This is a genomic window from Streptomyces sp. NPDC031340, from assembly GCF_055569945.1.
In genome coordinates, this window is sequence record NZ_JBVIIE010000031.1 from 76,374 (window position 1) to 98,985 (window position 22,612).

A 22,612-nucleotide genomic window follows, 5' to 3' on the forward strand; every position below is an offset into this window, starting at 1 on the left:
TCGGGGGCCCCCCCCCCCCCCCCCCCCCCCCCCCCCCCCCCCCCCCCCCCCCCCCCGCGGCCCCCCCCCCCCCCCCCCCCCCCCGGGCTTCTTCATGCGCGCCGAAAGCGGGGCGGATCTACGCCACATTCACCCTCTGGCCGGGCGGGGCCGCCTCCAGCCAGGCCAGGAAACCGGTCAACGCGTCCTCGCTCATGGCGAGTTCGAGGCGCGTGCCGCGGTGCAGACAGGCCAGGACGACGGCGTCGGACAGCAGCGCCAGCTCCTCCTCGCCCTCGGGCAGACGGCGGCCGGCGACCTCGATCGCCGCGCGCTCCAGGGTGCGGCGCGGCCGGTAGGCGTAGGAGAAGACGCGGTACCACTCGATGCGGTCGCCGTTGTAGCGGGCGACGCCGTAGCTCCAGCCCTTGCCGCTGGTGTCGGGTTTCTCCGTCACGTCCCAGCGCAGACTGCAGTCGAAGGTGCCGCCCGAGCGCTGGATGAGCCTGCGCCGCAGACCGAAGACGAACAGCCCCAGCACCACGAGGGCGACGACGATTCCGCACACAGTCAGAGCGAGGACCATCGGCACCGACCTCCTCGTCTCCTAGGTACCCGTACAGGTAACGGAACGGAAAAATCATCCAGATTTGCCTCAGCCGCGGCGGGCACCGGATCGCTCCGGTCCCAGCCGCGGCTGAGTGACGTCATCGAACGGCGCGCTGCGGTCAGCGCGCCGCCGCTGCCCGCAGTCGTACGTCGGCACGGCGCAGCGCGTGGGCGTCGGCGTCGGCCTGCGCGCGCTCACGCGCCCGCTCCGCGCGCTGGACGTCGATCTCGTCCGAGAGCTCGGCGATCTCTGCCAGCAGGGACAGCTTGTTGTCCGCGAACGAGACGAAACCGCCGTGCACAGCGGCGACGACCGTTCCACCATCACTCGTACGGATGGTCACCGGGCCCGATTCCAGCACACCGAGCAGCGGCTGGTGACCGGGCATGATGCCGATGTCGCCGGACGTGGTGCGCGCGACGACCAGGGTGGCCTCGCCGGACCAGACCTCTCGGTCGGCCGCGACCATCGCGACGTGCAGCTCAGCAGCCAAGGGTGGCTCCTCGGGTCACCACCCGGCGGGTCTGCCGGGTGTTGGTTACAAGTCTAGTAGGCGTGAGAGAGGGGGCGGGACGAGCCCCGCCCCCTCTGACATGAGCACCGCTCACAGTGAGCGCGAGGCTCAGGAGACGCCCAGCTCCTTCGCGTTCTTCTTCAGGTCCTCGAGACCACCGCACATGAAGAAGGCCTGCTCGGGGAAGTGGTCGTACTCGCCGTCGCAGATCGCGTTGAACGCGGCGATCGACTCGTCCAGCGGAACGTCCGAGCCGTCCACGCCGGTGAACTGCTTGGCGGCGTGGGTGTTCTGGGACAGGAAGCGCTCGACGCGACGGGCACGGTGGACGACGAGCTTGTCCTCCTCGCCGAGCTCGTCGATACCGAGGATCGCGATGATGTCCTGCAGGTCCTTGTACTTCTGCAGGATCGTCTTCACGCGCATGGCCGCGTTGTAGTGGTCCGCCGCGATGTAGCGGGGGTCCAGGATCCGGGACGTGGAGTCCAGCGGGTCCACGGCCGGGTAGATGCCCTTCTCCGAGATCGGACGGGAGAGCACCGTCGTCGCGTCGAGGTGGGCGAAGGTGGTGGCCGGCGCCGGGTCGGTCAGGTCGTCCGCGGGGACGTAGATCGCCTGCATCGAGGTGATCGAGTGACCGCGGGTCGAGGTGATGCGCTCCTGGAGCTGACCCATCTCGTCCGCCAGGTTCGGCTGGTAACCCACCGCGGACGGCATGCGGCCGAGCAGCGTGGAGACCTCGGAACCGGCCTGGGTGAAGCGGAAGATGTTGTCGATGAAGAACAGCACGTCCTGCTTCTGGACGTCGCGGAAGTACTCCGCCATCGTCAGACCGGCCAGGGCGACGCGCAGACGGGTGCCCGGGGGCTCGTCCATCTGACCGAAGACCAGCGCGGTCTTGTCGAGGACGCCGGACTCCTCCATCTCCGCGATGAGGTCGTTGCCCTCACGGGTGCGCTCGCCGACGCCCGCGAAGACGGAGACGCCCTCGTGGAGGTTGGCGACACGCATGATCATTTCCTGGATCAGCACGGTCTTGCCGACACCGGCGCCACCGAACAGACCGATCTTGCCGCCCTTGACGTACGGGGTCAGCAGGTCGACGACCTTCAGGCCGGTCTCGAACATCTCGGTCTTCGACTCGAGCTGGTCGAACGCCGGGGCCTTGCGGTGGATGGACCAGCGCTCGCCGTCGTAGGTCTCGTCGACGTTCAGCACCTCGCCGAGGGTGTTGAACACCTTGCCCTTGGTGAAGTCGCCGACCGGGACGGAGATGCCCGTGCCCGTGTCGGTCACCGCGGCCTGGCGGACCAGGCCGTCGGTGGGCTGCATGGAGATCGCGCGGATCACGCCGTCGCCCAGGTGCTGGGCGACCTCCAGGGTCAGCGTCTTCTTCTCGCCCGCGTTCGCCGGGTCGGCGACCTCGACGTGCAGGGCGTTGTAGATCTCCGGCATCGCGTCGACGGGGAACTCCACGTCGACGACCGGGCCGATGACCCGGGCGACGCGGCCCGTAGCCGTCGCGGTCTCAACAGTGGTGGTCATTAGCGGTCACTCCCCGCGGTCGCGTCGGCCAGGGCGCTCGCGCCACCGACGATCTCGCTGATTTCCTGGGTGATTTCGGCCTGGCGGGCCTGGTTGGCAAGCCGGGTGAGCGTCTCGATCAGCTCACCGGCGTTGTCCGTGGCCGACTTCATCGCGCGCCGCGTGGCGGCGTGCTTCGAAGCGGCCGACTGGAGCAGCGCGTTGTAGATACGGCTCTCGACGTACCGCGGCAGCAGGGCGTCGAGGACGTCCTCCGCCGACGGCTCGAAGTCGAACAGCGGCAGGATCTCGCCCTGGGGCCTCTCCTGCGCCACCTCTTCGAGACGCAGCGGCAGCAGCCGGGCGCCGAGTGCGGTCTGCGTCATCATCGAGACGAACTCGGTGAAGACGATGTGGAGTTCGTCCACGCCGCCGTCCGCCGTGTCCTTCTCGATCGCCTCGATCAGCGGGGCCGCGACCTTCTTGGCGTCCGCGTACGTGGGCTCGTCGGTGAAGCCGCCCCAGGACTCCGCGATCTTGCGCTCACGGAACTTGTAGTGGGCGACACCGCGGCGGCCGACGATGTACGTGTCGACCTCCTTGCCCTCGCGCTCGAGACGCTCGGTCAGCTGCTCCGCCGCCTTGATGGCGTTGGAGTTGAAGGCGCCGGCCAGACCGCGGTCGCTCGTCATGAGCAGGACCGCGGCACGGGTCGGGTTCTCCGCCTCCGTGGTGAGCGGGTGCTTGGTGTTCGAACCGGTACCGACCGCCGTGACCGCTCGGGTGAGCTCGTTCGCGTACGGCGTGGAGGCCGCCACCTTGCGCTGCGCCTTGACGACGCGCGAGGCGGCGATCATCTCCATCGCCTTCGTGATCTTCTTGGTCGCGGTGACGGATCGGATACGACGCTTGTAGACCCGGAGCTGGGCTCCCATGAGTCAGGTCCCTTCCGTCGTCACTTGCCGGAGGTGGCAGGGGCGTCCTCGCCGAGCAGCTTGCCGTCCGAGGTCTCGAACTGCTTCTTGAACTCCGCGATGGCGTCGGCGACGGCCGTCAGGGTGTCGTCGGACATCTTGCCGCCCTCCTTGATGGAGGTCATGAGGCCCTGCTCCTTGCGGTGCAGGTACTCCAGCAGCTCCTTCTCGAAGCGGCGGATGTCGGCGACGGGGACCTCGTCCATCTTGCCGGTGGTGCCGGCCCAGACGGAGACGACCTGGTCCTCGGTGGCCATCGGCTCGTACTGCGCCTGCTTCAGCAGCTCGACCATGCGCTGACCGCGCTCCAGCGAGGCCTTCGACGCGGCGTCCAGGTCGGAACCGAAGGCGGCGAACGCCTCCAGCTCACGGTACTGGGCGAGGTCCACGCGGAGACGGCCGGAAACCTGGCGCATCGCCTTGTGCTGGGCCGAGCCACCGACGCGGGAGACCGAGATACCGACGTTCAGGGCCGGACGCTGGCCGGCGTTGAACAGGTCGGACTCCAGGAAGCACTGGCCGTCGGTGATGGAGATGACGTTGGTCGGGATGAACGCCGAGACGTCGTTGGCCTTGGTCTCGACGATCGGCAGACCGGTCATCGAGCCGGCACCCAGGTCGTCGGAGAGCTTCGCGCAGCGCTCCAGCAGACGGGAGTGCAGGTAGAAGACGTCACCCGGGTAGGCCTCACGGCCCGGCGGGCGGCGCAGCAGCAGCGACACGGCACGGTAGGCGTCGGCCTGCTTCGACAGGTCGTCGAAGATGATGAGGACGTGCTTGCCCTCGTACATCCACTGCTGGCCGATGGCCGAACCGGTGTACGGCGCCAGGTACTTGAAGCCGGCCGGGTCGGACGCCGGGGCGGCGACGATGGTCGTGTACTCCAGGGCGCCGTTCTCCTCCAGCGCGCGGCGCACGCCGGCGATGGTGGAGCCCTTCTGGCCGATGGCGACGTAGATGCAGCGGACCTGCTTCTTCGGGTCGCCCGAGCGCCAGTTGTCGCGCTGGTTGATGATCGTGTCGATGGCCAGGGCGGTCTTGCCGGTCTGGCGGTCACCGATGATCAGCTGACGCTGGCCGCGGCCGATCGGGGTCATCGCGTCGACGGCCTTGTAGCCCGTCTCCATCGGCTCGTGCACCGACTTGCGCTGCATGACCGTGGGGGCCTGCAGTTCGAGGGCGCGGCGGCCGGACGTCTCGATCTCGCCGAGGCCGTCGATCGGGTTGCCGAGCGGGTCGACGACGCGGCCGAGGTAGCCCTCGCCGACGGCCACGGAGAGCACCTCACCGGTGCGGGTGACCGGCTGCCCCTCCTCGATGCCGGCGAACTCGCCGAGCACGATGGCACCGATCTCGCGCTCCTCGAGGTTGAGGGCGAGGCCGAGGGTGCCGTCCTCGAACTTCAGCAGTTCGTTGGCCATGGCCGAGGGCAGGCCCTCGACCTTCGCGATGCCGTCGCCGGCAAGGGTGACCGTACCGACCTCCTCGCGCGAGGCCGCGTCCGGCTGGTACGACTGGACAAAGGTCTCCAGTGCGTCCCGGATCTCCTCCGGCCGGATCGTGAGCTCCGCCATCTGGGTTCCCTGCTCTCCTTGTTGGGCCCGAAGTTTCACTTTGGGGGGATGGGGACTCCCCCCTGAAAGAGGTGAATCCTCTGCACGGCCCAACCAGGGCCGTCAGTACGTCTTGCTTATGAAGTTGCTGCTAGCTCGCCAGTCGGCGGCCGGCGTCCTCGATGCGGTCCGCGATGGAGCCGTTGATGACCTCGTCGCCGACCTGCACCCGGATCCCGCCGAGAACTTCGGGGTCCACGTCGATGTTCAGGTGCATGCGGCGCCCGTAGAGCTTCGCCAGGACGGCGCCCAGGCGCTGCTTCTGCGCGTCGCTCAGCGGCACCGCCGAGGTGACCACGGCCACCAGTCGGTCCCGGCGCTCGGCGGCCAGCTTGGACAGGGAGTCCAGTCCCGTCTCCAGGCTACGTCCCCGCGGCGCGCTCACAAGACGCACCACCAGACGCTCGGTCGTCGCGGCGGCCCGGCCGCCGAGCAGCCGGTGCAGCAGCTCGACCTTGGCCGGTACGGAAGCGTTGCGGTCGGTCAGCGCGGCGCGCAGCGCGGTGTTCGAGGTGAGGATCCGGCCGAACCGGAACAGCTCGTCCTCGACGTCGTCGAGCGTGCCCGCCCGCTGGGCGGCGGTGAGGTCGGCGATGTTCGCCAGCTCCTCGAGCGCGTCCGCCAGGTCGCGGGACTGCGACCAGCGGGAGCGCACCATGCCGGACACCAGGTCGGCGGCGGGACCGCTGACCTGGCTGCCGAACAGGCGCTGGGCCAGACCGGCCTTGGCCTCACCGGACTGCGCCGGGTCGGTCAGGACCCGACGCAGGCCGACCTCGCGGTCGAGCAGCGCGGTGACGGCGGCCAGCTCGTCGGCGAGCGAGCCGGCGTCCACGGACGTGGAGTCCGTCAGCGCGTCGAGACGCTCGCGTGCGGCTGCCAGGGCCTCGCGGCTCGCTCCGTTCATCGCGTGGCCTCGGCCTTCGTCGCCTTGTCGTCGAGCTCGTCAAGGAAACGGTCGATCACACGGCTCTGCCGGGCGTGGTCCTCGAGGGACTCGCCGACGAGCTTGCCGGCCAGTTCGGTGGCGAGCTTGCCGACGTCCTGGCGCAGCGCGGACGCGGCGGCCTTGCGGTCGGCCTCGATCTGGGCGTGACCGGCGGCGACGATCTCCTCGCGCTGCCGCTGGCCCTCGGCGCGCATCTCGGCGATGAGCGCGGCGCCCTGCTCCTGCGCCTCCTGGCGCAGACGCGCGGCCTCGTGCCGGGCCTCGGCGAGCTGAGCCTTGTACTGCTCAAGGACGCTCTGGGCCTCGGTCTGCGCGGCCTCGGCCTTCTCGATACCGCCCTCGATGGCCTCGCGACGCTCTTCCAGGACCTTGTTGATGGTCGGAAGGAGCTTCTTGGCGAGGAAGCCGAAGACGATGACGAAGGCGATCAGGCCGATGACGAGCTCCGGCCACGGCGGAACGAGGGGGTTCTCCTTCTCCGCCTCGGCCGCCAGCTGAACCAGGGGGTTCACATCAGTGCCTTTCGTCGAATGGGGCTGTCGTTGTCGTTCGTCTTAGTAGACGAACGGCATGACGAGGCCGATCAGGGCCAGCGCCTCACAGAAGGCGAAGCCCAGGATCTGGTTGGCGCGGATCAGACCGGCCGCCTCGGGCTGACGGGCGAGAGCCTGGGTGCCGTTACCGAAGATGATGCCGATACCTACGCCGGGGCCGATGGCCGCGAGACCGTAACCGACGGAACCGAGGTCACCGGTGACAGCAGCAAGGGTAGACATGCCAGTTCTTCCTTCTCTTTACGGACCGGTGGGGGTTGGCCACCGGACGATTGCGGGAGCGGGGCGGGGGCTCAGTGGTGCTCGGCGAGCGCACCCTGGATGTAGCTGCAGGTCAGAAGCACGAACACGTACGCCTGGACAGCCTGGATGAAGAGTTCGAAGGCGGTCATGATGAGGACCATCACGAACGAGACACCGGAGTAGGCGATGCCGATGCCGTTCAGCATGTACCAGCTGGCGATCGTGAAGAGCAGCAGCAGCGTGTGGCCGGCGAACATGTTCGCGAAGAGCCGGACGGCGTGCGTGAACGGGCGGACCAGCAGGTTCGAGAAGAACTCGATGGTCATCGAGAGCGGCAGCACCGGGCCGAGCGTCTTGTCGTAGCCCGTCACGTTCTTGAAGAAGCCGACGAACCCGTGCCTCTTGAACGTCAGGGAGACCCAGGTGACGTAGACGATGAGGGCCAGCACCATCGGGTAGGCGATGATCGACGTGACCGGGAAGCTCGCGACCGGGATGATCGACCAGAGGTTCATCATCCAGATGAAGAAGAACAGGGCGACGGCGAGCGGGACGTACTTCTCGCCCTCCTTCTTGCCGATCGTCTCGTAGACGATGCCGCGGCGTACGAAGTCGTAGCCGGCCTCGGCGACCATCTGCAGCTTGCCGGGCACCATCTTCGGCCTGGCGAACGCGGCCCAGAAGAAGCCGACCACGATGATCGAACCGAGCAGCGCGAGCAGCATCGGCTTGTTGAAGTACAGGCCGTCTGCGTTGCCCCAGAGCGGTTCGAAGAGGAACGAGTGCAGGCCCGGAGCCGGGAAGCCACAACCATCGAAGAGGTGGCAGTCGGACTCGAAGGCGAGCACCTGCGTCGGGTCAGCACTCACCGCGGGCTCCTTCATCGTGGCGCATAGGTACGGCAACCTCGTTGTGTCGGCGCGGCACACGGCCGCGGTTCGGCACGGGACTGGTGTTACGGATGTGGTGGCGGCTGTGGGGCATCTCGCCTCGCGATCGATCAGGCGTCAGCTCGGATGCCCGCGCCCGCGATGCCGCAGTTGGCACCGGACGATAGCAGGATCTCTCAGACGTCTTTATCCCAGCCCTATCCCTCACGACGAGTGCTCCGACTTTTCGGGCTCGACATAGAGGATCTTCGACTTCATATGGGCACGTGTCTGTGCGGCGATCCACGCGAGCGTGCCGACGACCAGCGTGATCGCGAAAGCTTTGGGGTGGAACAGCGTCGTGTGCTTGAACACGGCCATGAAGACGAACAGGAGCAGGATCTGCGCGGCGTACAGCATCAGCCCCATGGCCTGGAACAGGTGCGGAAGCGATCTGGCGGTGCGCTGCAGAACGTAGAGCCCCAGTCCCATGAAGAGGATCACGACCAGCGTCGCGACGACCGCCCCGATCGCCCCCTTGCCGCCGGCGACCACAGCGCTGACACCGACGGCGATCGCGCCGACGGCGGCTGTGGGGACAGCGGCCTGGAGCAGGTTCCGGGCGTCAGATGACGGCATGGCGGCAACTCCGCTTTTTCACAGGGGGCAGGGGTGTCGTCATGGACGAGCGTAGTCCCGGGGTGAGAGGGAACCTCACGACCAAGGGACCGTCGTATCGCGGTCCTTGGGCTTTGTCCGGGGTTCTCGTGAACCGTATCACAAACTATTTGATGCGGTCTTTACCAAGCGGGTGTGCTTGCTGTCACACATGAGAGTGACCCTGCGCGTCTGTGCGGAAACAGCGCCGAATTGTCTGGTATTGGCGGGCTTTGCTCCCCCACGACTTGGCAATGCTCTAGTCAGATTCTTACCTTGCGACCGTCAGTCCAGGCCGTCAGCCCGACGTCCCGGCCTTCCGTCGGTCCAGCGAGCGAGAACGGTGGCTGACGGCGGTCGCCCCGTTGACTCCGGAGGTCCCGGCGACGACCGGAGGGCGGGGCCCCTCCTCTGCCGGGGACGCGTGCGCCGGGGTGGACGCGGCCTCGGCGACCGCCCTGCGCCGGCGGTAGCGCGGCGGCACGAAGGCCTCCGCCCAGCGCGGCGCCCGCGGGGTGAAGCGCGGCAGCAGGAGCAGCACCAGCCCCAGCGCGCTGAGGATCACCACGCTCAGCCCGATCCACATGGACGCCGAGTTGACGGAGTAGGCCAGGGCGCCGAAGGCGATCAGGGCCGACCAGAAGTACATGATCAGCACCGCCCGGCTGTGCGAGTGGCCGATCTCCAGCAGCCGGTGGTGCAGGTGACCGCGGTCGGCCGCGAACGGCGACTGGCCGCGCCAGGTGCGCCGCACGATCGCCAGCACCAGGTCGGCGGTCGGCACCGCGATGATCGTCAGCGGCAGCAGCAGCGGGATGTAGACGGGCACCGTCTGGTGCACGGCCGCCTTCTCGGACCCGACGAACAGCTTCAGCGCGTCCGGGTCGACCTGCCCCGTGATGGAGATCGCACCCGCGGCCAGCACCAGGCCGATCAGCATCGAGCCGGAGTCGCCCATGAAGATCCGCGCCGGGTGCATGTTGTGCGGCAGGAAGCCGATGCACATGCCCATCAGGATGGCCGAGAACAGCGTGGCGGGGGCGGCGGCCTCGATGCCGTACGAGTACCAGATCCGGTAGGCGTACAGGAAGAACGCGGTGGCGGCGATGCACACCATGCCGGAGGCGAGGCCGTCCAGGCCGTCGACGAAGTTCACCGCGTTGATGGTGATGACGACGAGCGCCACCGTCAGCAGGGTGCCCTGCCACTGGGTCAGCGCCACGTTGCCGACGCTCGGGATGGGCAGCCACAGGATCGTCAGACCCTGCATGACCATGACGCCGGCGGCGATCATCTGGCCGCCCAGCTTGATCAGCGCGTCGATCTCGAACTTGTCGTCCAGCACGCCGATCAGCCAGATCAGCGCCGCGCCGGACAGCAGCGCCCGCGGCTCGCTGGACTTCTCGAAGACCTCGCTGAGATTGGTCAGGTGGTCCGCGACCAGCAGGCCCGCGCACAGGCCGAAGAACATCGCGATACCGCCGAGCCGCGGGGTGGGTTCCCGGTGCACGTCGCGTGCCCGGATCTCCGGCATCGCCCCGGCCACGATCGCGAACTTCCGTACCGGCCCTGTCAGCAGATACGTCACCGCGGCCGTGATGCAGAGCGTCAGCAGGTATTCACGCACGGGCTTCCCCACAGGTCTCGCTGGCCATCACAGCCCCACACCCTAGCGACGGACGCATACCAGTGGGGACTTCCGGGTATCGACGATGGTTGCACGCGAGCCTGTGCAAGCCGTGCGGCTACCCCCGTTCAGCCGGAGTACGGCGGAAATCTACCGGCCAGCTCGCGCACCTCCGCACGCGCCTTCTGGCTCTCCACCTCGCCGCGCAGCACGCCGGCGAGCAGACCGGCGAGGAACACCATCTCCCCCTGGCCCATGCCCTGGGTGGTCACCGCGGCCGTGCCCAGCCTGAGGCCCCGGCCGTCCCCGTGCGGCAGCGCGCAGCAGTCCAGGACCATCCCGGCGGCGGCCAGCCGCCCGCGCGCGGTGCGTCCGTCCACGCCGAGCGGCGCGGGGTCGGCGGTGATCAGGTGGGTGTCCGTGCCGCCGGTGGTCACCACCAGCCCCTCGGCGGCGAGGCGGGCCGCCAGCACCCGCGCGTTGGCGACCACCTGATGGGCGTACGCGGCGAACGCCGGTGTCGCCGCCTCGCCGAAGGCGACCGCCTTGGCGGCGATGGTGTGCATCTGCGCGCCGCCCTGGGTGAACGGGAAGACGGCCCGGTCGACCCGCTCGGCGAGCTCGGCTCCGCACAGGATCATCCCGCCGCGCGGACCGCGCAGCACCTTGTGCGTGGTGGCGCAGACGATGTCGGCGTACGGCACCGGGGTGGGCGCCGCCTTCCCGGCGACCAGCCCGATGGGGTGCGCGGCGTCGGCGATGAGGAACGCGCCGACCTCGTCGGCGACCTCACGGAAGAAGGCGTGGTCGATGTGGCGCGGATAGGCGATCGACCCGCACACGATCGCCTTCGGCCGGCGGGTGCGGGCCAGGGTGCGCACCTGGTCGTGGTCGATCAGGCCGGTCTCCGCGTCGACGCCGTAGCCGACGAAGTCGAACCAGCGGCCGGAGAAGTTGGCGGGCGAGCCGTGCGTGAGGTGGCCGCCGTAGGGCAGGCCGAGGGCGAGGACGGTGTCCCCGGGGCGCAGCAGCGCCGCGTAGGCGGCGAGGACGGCCGACGAGCCGGAGTGCGGCTGCACGTTGGCGTGCTCGGCGCCGAACAGCTCCTTGGCCCGCTCCACGGCGAGGCGCTCGGCGACGTCGACGATCTCGCAGCCGCCGTGGTAGCGGGCGCCGGGGTAGCCCTCGGCGTACTTGTTGGCCAGCGGCGAGCCGAGCGCGGCCAGCACGGCGGGCGAGGTGAAGTTCTCGGCGGCGATCAGCTGGAGCGTCGTGGACTGCCGGTCGAGCTCGCCGAACAGGATGTCGGCCAGTTCCGGGTCCTGCCGCCGCAGGACATGGGCCTCGCGCGTGGGGGTGACCGGCATGGTGTGCTCCGGGGGCGTCGACGATGACGTACGACCAATGTAGGCCCGGCACCACCGCCCCGCCCGGCCGTGACGCCCTCCCGAGTGCCCGGACGCCCCCCTCGCCACCCACCCGGCCCACCACATCACCACCGCACAGCGGCCCCCGCCCGCGGCGCCGCCATGCCCGCGCCCGCGCCCTGAAGACCGCGCACGGCGCGCGGTACCCGTCGACCGGCACCCCACGCCCCCAGCCGCTCCGGCGCAGCCCTGACGCCCCTCCAGCACGTCAACCCACCGCACCGAATTCCACCCGCGCGACACCCCGACGGCCCAGGACACGCACCTGCACCACTACGCCAGGCCGCAGGCCGCCAGGCCGCAGGCCGCCAGGCCGCCAGGCCGCAGGCCGCAGGCCGCCAGGCCGCAGGCCGCAGGCCGCCAGGCGTGGCTCGGGGGCCGCTGGGGCCCGGGGGCTGTAGGTGTCGAGCCGGTGTGGTGGCTCGGCGGGGCGAGGCCGGGGCGTGGGTCACATGCGGGCCGGTACTCCTGTCAGGGCCGTCACCACCGGGTCCAGGGCCTGGTGTATCTCGTCGCCGACGGAGCGGAAGAAGGGCAGCGGGGCGCCGTAGGGGTCGTAGACCTCGTCCGCCTCGGCCGTCGGCGCCAGGAGCCACCCGCGTAGCGCGGCGGCCGCGCGGACCAGGGCACGCGCGCGCGTCACCACGCCGTCCTCCAGCGGGGGCAGGGTGGCCGGGTCTATCGCCTTCACCAGGCGGGTGAACTCCTTGAGCGTGAAGGTGCGCAGGCCCGCCGAGTGGCCCATGGAGATGACCTGGGCGCGGTGGTCGCGGGTAGCGGTCAGCACCAGATCGGCCATGATCACGTGCTCGTCGAGGAGTTCCCGGCCGACGAAGCCGGAGGGGTCCGCGCCGAAGTCGGCGAGGACCTGCTCCGCGTTGGCCTCCATGGGCGCGCCCTCGTGGCCCCAGGTGCCGGCGCTCTCCACGATCAGCGCGCGGCCCAGGATGCCGAGCCGCTGGCTCACGTAATGCCGGGTCAGCCGCTCGGTGATGGGCGAGCGGCACACGTTGCCGGTGCTGACGTGGAGGATCCGGAAGCTGTCGCGCGGAAGCCCCACGAACGTCGTCGTGATCTCCGCCGCGCTTTCCAGGTTGCCTATGCCACGCCCCGCGTCAGGGGACGTCAATTCGCCACCTCGAGGTCGGGTACGACCTTCCGCAGCTCGTCGGCCGACAGGGCGCCCTCACGCAGCAGCACCGGCACCCGGCCGCTGACGTCGACGATCGAGGACGGGACGTTGCCCGGGGTCGGGCCGCCGTCCAGGTACACGGACACCGAGTCGCCGAGCATCTCCTGGGCCGCGTCGCAGTTCTCCGGCGCCGGGTGCCCGGTCAGGTTCGCCGAGGACACCGCCATCGGGCCGACCTCGGTGAGCAGTTCGATGGCGACCGGGTGCAGCGGCATCCGCACGGCGACGGTGCCCCGGGTGTCGCCGAGGTCCCACTGCAGGGACGGCTGGTGCTTGGCGACGAGCGTGAGCGCGCCCGGCCAGAAGGCGTCGACCAGTTCCCAGGCCAGCTCGGAGAAGTCGGTGACGAGACCGTGGAGGGTGTTCGGGGAGCCGATCAGCACGGGGGTGGGCATGTTGCGGCCCCGGCCCTTGGCCGCCAGCAGGTCCGCCACCGCCTCCGAGGAGAACGCGTCGGCGCCGATGCCGTACACCGTGTCCGTGGGCAGCACCACGAGCTCGCCACGACGGACGGCGGACGCGGCCTCACGCAGACCGGTCGTGCGGTCGGTCGCGTCGTTGGTGTCGTATCGCCGTGCCATATCTAGCGGGCCTCCTCGTACACGAAGTACACGTACTGCGGGATCGAAGCGTCGGGGGTGCTCACGGCAGCGCCTTACGCGCGGTGGCGAACCGCGGGCGGTTGTTGAGGTCGGGGTGGTCGGCCGCGTCGGCCCAGCCACGTTCCTCGGTGAAGATCCACGGCACCTGGCCGCCCTGGGTGTCCGCGTGCTCCACGACGACGACGCCGCCGGGGCGCAGCAGCCGGTGCGCGGTGCGCTCCAGGCCGCGGATCAGGTCCAGGCCGTCCTCCCCTGAGAACAGGGCGAGTTCGGGATCGTAGTCCCGCGCCTCGGGAGCGACGTACTCCCATTCGGTCAGCGGGATGTAGGGCGGGTTGGAGATGACCAGGTCGACCTGGCCGTCGAGGTCGTGGAAGGCGGTCAGCGCGTCGCCCTGGCGCAGGTCGACGCGGGAGCCCTCCACGTTCTTCCGGGTCCACCGCAGCGCGTCCTCGGACAGCTCCACGGCGTGCACGCGCGAGCGCGGGACCTCCTGGGCGAGGGCGAGCGCGATGGCGCCGGAGCCCGTGCACAGATCGACGATGCAGGGCTCCACGACGTCCATCGCGCGGACGGCGTCTATCGCCCAGCCGACCACCGACTCCGTCTCGGGCCGCGGCACGAACACACCCGGTCCGACGTGGAGTTCGAGGTAGCGGAAGTAGGCCCGCCCGGTGATGTGCTGCAGCGGCTCGCGCTGTTCACGTCGGGCGATGACCTCCCAGTAGCGGGCGTCGAAGTCCGAGTCCTTCACGGAGTGCAGCTCGCCCCGCTTCACGCCGTGCACGAACGCGGCGAGCTCCTCCGCGTCGTTGCGCGGCGAGGGCACGCCGGCGTCGGCCAGCCGCTGGGTGGCCTGTGCCACCTCCGCGAGCAGCAGGTTCACGCAAGTCCTCCGTGTCGTACTCGTCCGTGCGTCTGTGCGTCTGTGTGTCCGTGCGTCGATGCGTCCGTGCGTCGGTACCTCGGTGCGTCCTTACGCGGCCGCGAGCTTCGCCGCCGAGTCCGCGTCGACGCAGGCCTGGATCACCGCGTCGAGGTCGCCGTCCAGGACCTGGTCCAGGTTGTACGACTTGAAGCCGACGCGGTGGTCCGAGATGCGGTTCTCCGGGAAGTTGTAGGTGCGGATCTTCTCGGAGCGGTCGACGGTGCGGACCTGGCTGCGGCGGGCGTCGGCGGCCTCCCTCTCCGCCTCCTCCTGCGCCGCTGCGAGCAGCCTGGAGCGCAGGATACGCATCGCCTGCTCCTTGTTCTGCAGCTGGCTCTTCTCGTTCTGGCAGGAGGCCACGACTCCGGTCGGGATGTGCGTGATGCGCACGGCGGAGTCGGTGGTGTTGACGGACTGGCCGCCCGGGCCGGAGGAGCGGTAGACGTCGATGCGGAGGTCGTTGGGGTTGATCTCCACGTCCACCTCCTCGGCCTCCGGGGTGACCAGGACACCGGCCGCGGAGGTGTGGATGCGGCCCTGGGACTCGGTCGCCGGGACCCGCTGCACGCGGTGCACCCCGCCCTCGTACTTCAGGCGGGCCCACACGCCCTGGCCGGGCTCGGTCTGACCGCGGGTCTTCACGGCGACCTGGACGTCCTTGTAGCCGCCCAGCTCGGACTCGGTGGCGTCGATGATCTCGGTCTTCCAGCCGACCCGCTCGGCGTAGCGCAGGTACATGCGCAGCAGGTCGCCGGCGAACAGGGCGGACTCGTCGCCGCCGGCGCCCGCCTTGATCTCGAGGATGACGTCCTTGTCGTCGCTGGGGTCGCGCGGGACCAGCAGCAGGCGCAGCCTGTCGGTCAGCTCCTCGCGCTGCTTCTCCAGCTCCTTGACCTCGGCCGCGAAGTCGGGGTCGTCCGCGGCGAACTCGCGCGCGGTCTCCATGTCGTCGCCGGTCTGCTTCCAGGAGCGGTACGTGGCGACGATCGGGGTGAGCTCGGCGTAGCGCTTGTTCAGCTTGCGCGCGTTGGCCTGGTCCGCGTGGACCGACGGGTCGGCGAGCTTCTTCTCCAGGTCGGCGTGCTCACCGATGAGTTCCTCGACGGCCTCGAACATCTTGGGCTCCTGATACTGCTCGGAAGGGGAAGGCGGGCGACCAAAAACGCCGGTCCAGGCCGCCCCTGGGCAGGGACACGGCCGTGGACCGGCGAAATGGGGCTCGCTACTTCTTGGAGCCGGCGGCAGCCTTGCCGAAGCGGGCCTCGAAGCGGGCCACACGGCCACCGGTGTCGAGGATCTTCTGCTTGCCCGTGTAGAACGGGTGGCACTCGGAGCAGACCTCGGCCCGGATGGTGCCGGACTCGATGGTGCTGCGGGTGGTGAACGACGCGCCGCAGGTGCAGCTGACCTGCGTCTCGACGTACGCGGGGTGGATGTCGCGCTTCAAGGTGTCTCCTAGGTTTCGGGAGGGCGCCGGGTCGCCGCCGCGGGATGCGACAGGCGTGAACCGGAGCCGACGTACCAGTCTGCCAGGACTGGCGCCATCCCCCAAAACCGGGGGGCGGGCTGTTCTATTCCGCGTGCGATTCGCGGCCCTTTCACGGCCGATTCACGGCCGATTCACGGCCGGTCGGTGGTCGTTCCGCCGGGGGCGCCGTCAGCTGACGACGCCGCCGGCCTCGCCGGTGGCGGTGCCCGTGGTGGCGCTCGCGGGGATCGTCCCGTCGTTCTTCAGGGCGTCCCAGACCTGCTGGGCCTTGGCCTTCTCGACGAGCACCCGGTTGGGGTTCGCGGGGTCGTAGCGCACCGGCAGGGTGACCATGTGCATGTCCTCGGAGCCGATGCCCTTCATGCCGCCCGCGAAGGACATCAGCCGGTCGACCGAGCCCAGGTGGGAGTCCGCGGTGAGCGCGCCGGTGGCGGTGTCGGCGAGGTCGTACAGCTTCTTCGGGCTGGTGAAGACGCCGAGCTGCCCGACCCGGTCGACGAGCGCCTTGACGAAGGCCTGCTGGAGCTGGATGCGGCCCAGGTCGGAGCCGTCGCCGACGCCGTGCCGGGTGCGGACCAGGCCGAGGGCCTGCCGGCCGTCGAGGGTGTGGGTGCCGGCCTTCAGCGTGAGGTGGCTGTCGGAGTCCGCTATGTCCTTGGTGGTGGTGACCTGGACGCCGCCGAGTTCGTCGATCAGCTTCTCGAAGCCGGCGAAGTCGACCTCGAGGTAGTGGTCCATCCGGATGCCGGTGAGGGACTCGACGGTCTTCACCGCGCAGGCGGCGCCCCCGGTGGAGTACGCGGAGTTGAACATGACCCCGGAGGCGGCGTCGTGCGTGACGCCCTTGGTGTCGGTGCACTCGGGGCGGTCGATGAGGGTGTCGCGCGGGATGGAGACCACGTCGGCCTTCCGGTGGCCCTTGTGGACGTGCATGACCATCGCGGTGTCGGAGCGGGCGCTGCCGTCGTCCGCGCCGCCGCCGAGCTTCCGGTTCCGGCCGGAGCGGGTGTCCGAGCCGAGGACGAGGATGTTCTCCGAGCCGTTGTCGGCCTTCGGGGGCCGGGCGGTGCCCAGGGCCTGGTCGATGTCGACGCTTCTGATGTTGCCGTTGAGCCTGAAGTACACGTAGCCGGCCCCGGTGCCGCCGAGCACCGCGATGCCCACAGCGGTCCAGGCCATCAGGATCAGCGCTCTGCGGTGCTCGCTGCGTGGCTTGCGGCCCCTGCCGCGGCGGCCGGCGCGGCGGCGCGGGCCGTTCGTGGCGTTCTCGCCCGTTGTGCCGGGCTCCGGCGTACTCTCGGCGGTCAATGTTCTCCTCGCGTCTCCTCCGGTCGGTTACCCCTCGCTGCCTGGGACAGGCCTGGTCGAAACAATCCGTACCGCACCATCGTCACCCCACTGGGGCAGACGGGGAAATCCGGGAGAAGGTTGCGCGACGCGCTGTGCCCGGCCTCGGGGAGGCCGGGCACAGTGGGTGATGCCGTCAACGGGAGTCGGCGGAGAGCCGAACCGCGAGTCGACGGGGGCGGGCCCCGTTCACACCTCGGGGCTCAGCCCCAGATGTCGTACTGCTGGTATCCGGTGCCGACCGAGATCCGTGTGGCGAAGATCTCACTGGTCGCCTTGCCGGTGCCCGGGTTCAGGTAGAGCGTGCCGCCGGGCGTGCGGGTCAGCAGGTCGGCCTTGCCGTCGCCGGTGACGTCGCCGACGGCGTCCAGCTTGTTGTAGCCGCTCCAGGTGCGCACCTTGATCCGGCTGGAGAAGCTGGTGCCCGTGCCCTTGTACAGGTACACGGAGTAGTCGCTCCGGTTGCGGGCGATCAGGTCGGCCTTGCCGTCGCCGGTGAAGTCTCCGTGGCCGACCAGGACGTCGTACTGGTTCCAGCCCGCGCTGGAGCCGACCTTCACGCGGGTGCCGAAGGTGCCGTTGCCCTTGCCCGGGTAGATCCACAGGTAGCCGCTGGAGTCCACCGAGAGCATGTCGGGCAGGTAGTCGCCGGTGACGTCGCCGGGGGTGACGATGCGGGTGCGGGTCTTCCAGCCGGTGGCGATCTGCTTGATGGCCCACGCCTGGGTCGACCGGACGTAGTGCGTCCAGTAGACGTCACCGGTGGAGGCGACCCGGTACACCAGGTCCTCGACGCCGTCCCGGTCCAGGTCGGTCTGCAGCACGACGTTGACGCCGGACCAGTTGCCCCAGGACTCGCGGGCGCCGAACGAGGTGCCCTTGGAGTCCTTCTCGTAGCCGGTCTTGGTGGCGGAGTCGCGCACCCACAGGTCGGCACGGGAGTCGGTGTAGCTGAGGTTGGCGTCGTCCACGCGCGCGTACGCGGCGCCGACGTAGGTGCTGACCTTCGAGAAGACGCTGTAGGCGCCCTCGGCGACGCAGTCCGTCACGCCCCAGGAGACGACGCCGACGATGCGGTTGTTGACGACCAGCGGGCCGCCGGAGTCGCCGTTGCAGGCGGAGGTGGTGCCGGTGTCGCTGCCGGTCGCGGGCTTGCCCGCGCAGACCATGTGGCCCTTGACGAAGTCGGAGCCGTAGTAGCCGGAGCAGGTGGTGTCCGACTGCATCGGCAGCGTGGCCACCTTCAGCGTCTGCGAGATGTTCTGGCTGGTGGAGCTGGTGCGGCCCCAGCCGTAGACCTTGGCGCTGGTGCCCGCCGCGTACGACGCCGTGTCGCCGGACGTCGTCATCCGGATCGGCGTGCCCTTGGCGGGGGTGTCCAGGGTGAGGACGGCGATGTCGTTGTCGATGGCCGCCGCGTTGTACGACGGGTGGTTCCACTGCCGCAGCGGCAGCGAGACGGTGCCGCCGTGCAGGTCGGTGTTGCCGTAGGCGTCGGTGGTCGGCAGCTGCGAGGTGCCGCTGAGGACGGCGCCGTAGTTGTACCAGTCGTAGCCCTTGACGCAGTGCGCGGCGGTGAGGATCTTCGTCGGCGCGACCATGGCGCCGCCGCAGAAGAAGCCGAGGTCGTCGCTCGTGTCGGTGGTGCCCTGGTCGTCGTAGTACCAGAGCTGGACCATCCACGGCGCCGAGGTGATGGTGGTCTCGCTGCCGCCGATGATCTTCGGGTCGACGGTGGAGGTGGACGTGGAAGTGCTGGTGCTGCCGCCGGTGGTGCTCGCGCTCAGCGAGGACTTGGACGTCGTCGCGCCGGCGGTGTCGTCGCCGGCCAGCGCGCCCGCGACGCGACGCTCCAGCTCGGCCGTCGGCACGGAGCTGGTGGCGGGCTTGACGGCCGGCGTAGGCACCGTGGTCGCGGCGTTCGCCGACGACGTCAGCACGGTCGCGACGACGGCGGCGGCGACGCCCGCGGCGGCGACCGGCAGGGCGAGGCGTATCCGGCGTCTGTGGCGACCGCTTCCGGACAGGGGTGTGGACAAGGAGTTCCCCCCACAGAGATGAGAAGTCGTGGGACGCCTGACGCGCCCCCTTCCTCTCAGCGCACAAAGGCCGCTTCCTGTCACATGCGTGACAGGAAGCGGCCTTTGGTGACAGTGCCGGAAGGCGGTGCCTCAGTCGCCGTTGCCGGGCGTCGGGGTCGTCTTCTGGATCTGCATCAGGAACTCGATGTTCGACTTGGTCTGCTTCATCTTGTCGAGGAGCAGCTCGATCGCCTGCTGCTGGTCGAGCGCGTGCAGCACCCGGCGCAGCTTCCAGACGACGGCGAGCTCCTCGTTGCCGAGCAGGATCTCCTCCTTGCGGGTGCCGGAGGCGTCGACGTCGACGGCCGGGAAGATGCGCTTGTCGGCGAGCTTCCGGTCGAGCTTGAGCTCCATGTTGCCGGTGCCCTTGAACTCCTCGAAGATCACCTCGTCCATGCGGGACCCGGTGTCCACCAGGGCGGTGGCGAGGATGGTCAGCGAACCGCCGTCCTCGATGTTGCGGGCCGCACCGAAGAAGCGCTTCGGCGGGTACAGCGCGGTGGAGTCGACACCACCGGACAGGATGCGGCCGGAGGCGGGCGCCGCGAGGTTGTACGCACGGCCCAGACGGGTGATCGAGTCGAGCAGCACGACCACGTCGTGACCCAGCTCCACCAGGCGCTTGGCGCGCTCGATGGCGAGTTCGGCGACCGTGGTGTGGTCCTCGGCCGGGCGGTCGAAGGTCGAGGAGATGACCTCGCCCTTGACCGACCGCTGCATGTCGGTGACCTCTTCCGGACGCTCGTCGACGAGGACGACCATCAGGTGGCACTCGGGGTTGTTGTGCGTGATCGCGTTGGCGACCGCCTGCATGATCATGGTCTTGCCGGTCTTCGGCGGGGCCACGATCAGACCGCGCTGGCCCTTGCCGATCGGCGACACGAGGTCGATGATCCGGGTCGTCAGCACGCCCGGGTCGGTCTCCAGGCGGAGCCGGTCCTGCGGGTACAGCGGCGTCAGCTTGTTGAACTCCGGGCGGCCGCGGCCGTGTTCGGGCGCCATGCCGTTGACGGAGTCGAGGCGGACCAGCGCGTTGAACTTCTCGCGCCGCTCGCCTTCCTTGGGCTGACGGACCGCGCCGGTGACGTGGTCGCCCTTGCGCAGGCCGTTCTTGCGGACCTGGGCGAGGGAGACGTACACGTCGTTCGGGCCGGGCAGGTAGCCGGAGGTGCGGATGAACGCGTAGTTGTCGAGGATGTCCAGGATGCCCGCGACCGGGATCAGGACGTCGTCCTCGGCGACCTGCGGCTCGGCGATCTCGTCACGGCCACGACGGCCCCGGCGGTCGCGGTAGCGGCCGCGACGGCCGCGACGGCCGCCCTCGAAGTCGTCGTCGTCCTGCGGGCCAGCGCCGCCGCGGTCCTGGCGGCCGCCGCCCTGCTGCTGACCCTGCTGCTGACGCTGCCCGCCCTGCTGCTCGTCACTCTTGCGGCGGTCACCGCGGTCACCGCGCTCGCGGTCACCGCGCTCGCCGCGGTCACGGTCCCGGCCGCGCTCACGGCGGTCGCGGCGGCGGCCCTCGGCGCCGTCACCGGCGTCGCCCTTGGCCTCGCCCTGCTGCTGCGCCTGGGCCGAGGTCTCGGCCTTCGGCTCGCTCTTCGCCTCGGCGGCGACGGTCTCGGCGCCCGCCGGGGCGCCGGCCTCGGCGGTGGCGCGGCGGCGACGGCGCTCCGCGGGGGCCTCGGCACCGGCCGGCTGGCCGGGGATCTCGATCTGCTGCTGGGCCACGGCCTTCTCGGCGGGGGCCTCGGCGGCCTTCTCCGCCTTGGCGGAGGCTTCGTCACCCGTACGGGTCCGGGAGGTGGCGCGGCGCTTGGGCTTGGTCTCGGTGGCGGCCTCGGTCTTCGCCGGGGCGGCGGCACCTCCCCCGGCCTGCGCTTCCTTGATGACCTCGATCAGCTGGCTCTTGCGCATGCGCGCGGTGCCCCTGATTCCGAGGCCAGAGGCGACCTGCTGCAGCTCGGCCAGCACCATGCCCTCGAGGCCGGTACCGCGGCGCCGCCGGGAGCCGGCACCGGTGGCAGGCGCGGAGGCGTCCGTGGCGGGCGCGGCAGCGGTCTCCTCGACACGTGCGCCCATCAGATCGGTGGTGTCGCTCACGAAGGGTCCTTCCCTGGAGCGGACGTCGGCCTGTCTGGCTCGGCGACCGGTTGTGCTGTCCGGCAGTGGTCCTTGCTGTGTGGACCGTGCCGGGGCGGTGGTCCGCCAAAGCGGCGGAGGAAATTTCTGGTGATGGCGCTTCCCAAAGCCGTGGCACCGAGTGTCCGTGTCACGTGGCTTGGTCGCACCTGCTCCGGAGCGTGCCCGGCAAGTCGCTCAGTGCCCGCGTACGAGGTACTGCCCACGTACGTCGTACGGAACACAGTGCGGCTTGGGAGGCTCCCGGAAGAATGTCTGTCCCGGACGGGGACACGAGGCACCTCGCCATGGCGGGGTCGGGTGCAGACTTGAGATTAACACTACCGGATCCAACAAACATTCCCCCTCTCGAAATCCGGCAACCGTGTGTCAGGGCGCAAGCGGCAGCACGCTCGCTCCCCGGGCGTCGAGCTCGAGCCGGTTCGCGGCCCAGCCCTCGCCTGCCAGATGAGCCACCTTGTCGGCGTTGTCGGCGTCGACGAGCGCCAGCACGGTGGGTCCCGCTCCGGAGATGACCGCCGGGACGCCGTCCGCCCGCAGCCGCTCCACCAGCGCGGCGCTCTCCGGCATGGCCGGGGCGCGGTACTCCTGGTGCAGCCGGTCCTCGGTGGCGGGCAGCAGCAGCTCGGGGCGCCTGGTCAGGGCCTCGACGAGCAGGGCGGCGCGGCCCGCGTTGGCGGCGGCGTCGACGTGCGGAACGGTGCGCGGCAGCAGGCCGCGTGCGGTCTCGGTCAGGACCGGCTTTCCGGGCACGAAAACCACCGGAACGATGGAATCCGCGGGTTCCATCCTGATCGCACGGGCGGCGCCGGCATCCATCCAGGAGAGGGTGAAGCCGCCGAGCAGACAGGCCGCCACGTTGTCCGGGTGACCCTCGATCTCGGTGGCGAGCTCCAGCAGCGCCGCGTCGTCGAGCCTGGACTCCCCACCTATGGTCACGGCGCGCGCCGCGACGATGCCGGCGCAGATGGCGGCCGAGGAGGAGCCCAGGCCGCGGCCGTGCGGGATGCGGTTGGCGCAGACGATCTCCAGCCCGCGCGGCTGCCCGCCCAGCAGGTCGAAGGCGGTGCGCAGGGAGCGTACGAGGAGGTGGCTCTCGTCGCGCGGCAGCGTCTCGCTGCCCTCACCCGCGATGTCGATGTGCAGCCCGGAGTCGGCCACCCGGACGACGACGTCGTCGTAGAGCCCCAGCGAGAGGCCGAAGGCGTCGAAGCCCGGGCCGAGGTTGGCGCTGGTGGCGGGGACGCGCACCCGGACGGCGGCGGCGCGGAAGGCGGGACCGGCCATCGCTCGA

Annotated in this window: 21 protein-coding genes; all 21 read right to left on the reverse strand. The window is 70.0% G+C overall.

What is annotated here, in order from left to right:
* Nucleotides 1–118: 118 nt before the first annotated feature.
* Nucleotides 119–565 (reverse strand): DUF2550 domain-containing protein, encoded by a 447-nt coding sequence (locus tag ACZ5GT_RS23995; RefSeq protein WP_469029410.1) that lies wholly within the window; start codon nt 563–565, stop codon nt 119–121.
* Nucleotides 566–707: 142 nt separating this feature from the next.
* Nucleotides 708–1,082 carry a F0F1 ATP synthase subunit epsilon gene (locus ACZ5GT_RS24000; protein WP_469029415.1) on the reverse strand — a complete coding sequence of 125 codons (375 nt, stop codon included), beginning with the start codon at nt 1,080–1,082 and terminating at the stop codon, nt 708–710.
* A gap of 129 nt (nt 1,083–1,211) precedes the next feature.
* A complete protein-coding gene (gene atpD, locus ACZ5GT_RS24005) occupies nt 1,212–2,648 on the reverse strand; it encodes a F0F1 ATP synthase subunit beta (RefSeq protein WP_469029419.1) in 1,437 nt (478 codons plus the stop codon).
* Nucleotides 2,648–3,562, reverse strand: a complete 915-nt coding sequence (locus tag ACZ5GT_RS24010) for a F0F1 ATP synthase subunit gamma (protein ID WP_469029423.1) — start codon at nt 3,560–3,562, stop codon at nt 2,648–2,650. The genes atpD and ACZ5GT_RS24010 overlap by 1 nt, the downstream gene beginning before the upstream one ends.
* A 20-nt stretch (nt 3,563–3,582) precedes the next feature.
* Nucleotides 3,583–5,175 carry a F0F1 ATP synthase subunit alpha gene (gene atpA, locus ACZ5GT_RS24015; RefSeq protein WP_398280454.1) on the reverse strand — a complete coding sequence of 531 codons (1,593 nt, stop codon included), beginning with the start codon at nt 5,173–5,175 and terminating at the stop codon, nt 3,583–3,585.
* A gap of 130 nt (nt 5,176–5,305) precedes the next feature.
* Nucleotides 5,306–6,121, reverse strand: coding sequence for a F0F1 ATP synthase subunit delta (locus ACZ5GT_RS24020; protein ID WP_469029429.1), 816 nt, complete (start codon nt 6,119–6,121; stop codon nt 5,306–5,308).
* Nucleotides 6,118–6,675 carry a F0F1 ATP synthase subunit B gene (locus ACZ5GT_RS24025; protein ID WP_469029433.1) on the reverse strand — a complete coding sequence of 186 codons (558 nt, stop codon included), beginning with the start codon at nt 6,673–6,675 and terminating at the stop codon, nt 6,118–6,120. The genes ACZ5GT_RS24020 and ACZ5GT_RS24025 overlap by 4 nt, the downstream gene beginning before the upstream one ends.
* Nucleotides 6,676–6,717: 42 nt before the next feature.
* The gene (gene atpE / locus ACZ5GT_RS24030) at nt 6,718–6,939 is read right to left on the reverse strand and encodes an ATP synthase F0 subunit C (RefSeq protein ID WP_037935955.1); all 222 of its coding nucleotides are present in this window, start codon (nt 6,937–6,939) and stop codon (nt 6,718–6,720) included.
* Between the two features lie 71 nt (nt 6,940–7,010).
* Complete coding sequence (gene atpB, locus ACZ5GT_RS24035) at nt 7,011–7,844, reverse strand: F0F1 ATP synthase subunit A (protein ID WP_469029437.1); 834 nt, start codon at nt 7,842–7,844, stop codon at nt 7,011–7,013.
* A 210-nt stretch (nt 7,845–8,054) separates the two neighbouring features.
* Nucleotides 8,055–8,468 carry a hypothetical protein gene (locus tag ACZ5GT_RS24040; RefSeq protein WP_469029443.1) on the reverse strand — a complete coding sequence of 138 codons (414 nt, stop codon included), beginning with the start codon at nt 8,466–8,468 and terminating at the stop codon, nt 8,055–8,057.
* Nucleotides 8,469–8,784: 316 nt separating this feature from the next.
* Complete coding sequence (locus ACZ5GT_RS24045; protein WP_469029446.1) at nt 8,785–10,113, reverse strand: MraY family glycosyltransferase; 1,329 nt, start codon at nt 10,111–10,113, stop codon at nt 8,785–8,787.
* A gap of 128 nt (nt 10,114–10,241) precedes the next feature.
* Nucleotides 10,242–11,480, reverse strand: a complete 1,239-nt coding sequence (locus ACZ5GT_RS24050) for a serine hydroxymethyltransferase (RefSeq protein ID WP_469029451.1) — start codon at nt 11,478–11,480, stop codon at nt 10,242–10,244.
* A gap of 508 nt (nt 11,481–11,988) precedes the next feature.
* Complete coding sequence (locus ACZ5GT_RS24055) at nt 11,989–12,669, reverse strand: arsenate reductase/protein-tyrosine-phosphatase family protein (protein WP_469029454.1); 681 nt, start codon at nt 12,667–12,669, stop codon at nt 11,989–11,991.
* Nucleotides 12,666–13,313, reverse strand: a complete 648-nt coding sequence (locus ACZ5GT_RS24060) for an L-threonylcarbamoyladenylate synthase (protein ID WP_324786202.1) — start codon at nt 13,311–13,313, stop codon at nt 12,666–12,668. The genes ACZ5GT_RS24055 and ACZ5GT_RS24060 overlap by 4 nt, the downstream gene beginning before the upstream one ends.
* A 61-nt stretch (nt 13,314–13,374) precedes the next feature.
* Nucleotides 13,375–14,220 carry a peptide chain release factor N(5)-glutamine methyltransferase gene (gene prmC / locus ACZ5GT_RS24065; protein WP_469029460.1) on the reverse strand — a complete coding sequence of 282 codons (846 nt, stop codon included), beginning with the start codon at nt 14,218–14,220 and terminating at the stop codon, nt 13,375–13,377.
* 90 nt (nt 14,221–14,310) lie between these two features.
* Complete coding sequence (prfA, locus tag ACZ5GT_RS24070; protein ID WP_469029463.1) at nt 14,311–15,378, reverse strand: peptide chain release factor 1; 1,068 nt, start codon at nt 15,376–15,378, stop codon at nt 14,311–14,313.
* A 106-nt stretch (nt 15,379–15,484) separates the two neighbouring features.
* Nucleotides 15,485–15,709, reverse strand: coding sequence for a 50S ribosomal protein L31 (rpmE, locus tag ACZ5GT_RS24075; RefSeq protein WP_014675000.1), 225 nt, complete (start codon nt 15,707–15,709; stop codon nt 15,485–15,487).
* Between the two features lie 210 nt (nt 15,710–15,919).
* Entirely contained in the window at nt 15,920–17,059 is a 1,140-nt protein-coding gene (locus ACZ5GT_RS24080; RefSeq protein WP_469029468.1) for an LCP family protein, read from the reverse strand.
* Between the two features lie 242 nt (nt 17,060–17,301).
* Nucleotides 17,302–19,137 (reverse strand): trypsin-like serine protease, encoded by a 1,836-nt coding sequence (locus ACZ5GT_RS24085; RefSeq protein ID WP_469029471.1) that lies wholly within the window; start codon nt 19,135–19,137, stop codon nt 17,302–17,304.
* A 132-nt stretch (nt 19,138–19,269) separates the two neighbouring features.
* Nucleotides 19,270–21,279 carry a transcription termination factor Rho gene (gene rho / locus ACZ5GT_RS24090; RefSeq protein ID WP_469029474.1) on the reverse strand — a complete coding sequence of 670 codons (2,010 nt, stop codon included), beginning with the start codon at nt 21,277–21,279 and terminating at the stop codon, nt 19,270–19,272.
* Nucleotides 21,280–21,687: 408 nt separating this feature from the next.
* Nucleotides 21,688–22,605 carry a homoserine kinase gene (thrB, locus tag ACZ5GT_RS24095; protein WP_469029477.1) on the reverse strand — a complete coding sequence of 306 codons (918 nt, stop codon included), beginning with the start codon at nt 22,603–22,605 and terminating at the stop codon, nt 21,688–21,690.
* Nucleotides 22,606–22,612 lie beyond the last annotated feature (7 nt).

What these genes read in the sequence shown, in the direction of transcription:
- ACZ5GT_RS24020 (WP_469029429.1), bottom strand. Translation starts at nt 6,121, where the DNA reads ATGAACGGAGCGAGCCGCGAGGCCCTGGCAGCCGCACGCGAGCGTCTC.
- ACZ5GT_RS24060 (WP_324786202.1), bottom strand. Translation starts at nt 13,313, where the DNA reads ATGGCACGGCGATACGACACCAACGACGCGACCGACCGCACGACCGGT.
- atpD (WP_469029419.1), bottom strand. Translation starts at nt 2,648, where the DNA reads ATGACCACCACTGTTGAGACCGCGACGGCTACGGGCCGCGTCGCCCGG.
- thrB (WP_469029477.1), bottom strand. Translation starts at nt 22,605, where the DNA reads ATGGCCGGTCCCGCCTTCCGCGCCGCCGCCGTCCGGGTGCGCGTCCCC.
- ACZ5GT_RS23995 (WP_469029410.1), bottom strand. Translation starts at nt 565, where the DNA reads ATGGTCCTCGCTCTGACTGTGTGCGGAATCGTCGTCGCCCTCGTGGTG.
- ACZ5GT_RS24010 (WP_469029423.1), bottom strand. Translation starts at nt 3,562, where the DNA reads ATGGGAGCCCAGCTCCGGGTCTACAAGCGTCGTATCCGATCCGTCACC.
- prfA (WP_469029463.1), bottom strand. Translation starts at nt 15,378, where the DNA reads ATGTTCGAGGCCGTCGAGGAACTCATCGGTGAGCACGCCGACCTGGAG.
- ACZ5GT_RS24050 (WP_469029451.1), bottom strand. Translation starts at nt 11,480, where the DNA reads ATGCCGGTCACCCCCACGCGCGAGGCCCATGTCCTGCGGCGGCAGGAC.
- atpB (WP_469029437.1), bottom strand. Translation starts at nt 7,844, where the DNA reads ATGAAGGAGCCCGCGGTGAGTGCTGACCCGACGCAGGTGCTCGCCTTC.
- atpE (WP_037935955.1), bottom strand. Translation starts at nt 6,939, where the DNA reads ATGTCTACCCTTGCTGCTGTCACCGGTGACCTCGGTTCCGTCGGTTAC.
- atpA (WP_398280454.1), bottom strand. Translation starts at nt 5,175, where the DNA reads ATGGCGGAGCTCACGATCCGGCCGGAGGAGATCCGGGACGCACTGGAG.
- ACZ5GT_RS24040 (WP_469029443.1), bottom strand. Translation starts at nt 8,468, where the DNA reads ATGCCGTCATCTGACGCCCGGAACCTGCTCCAGGCCGCTGTCCCCACA.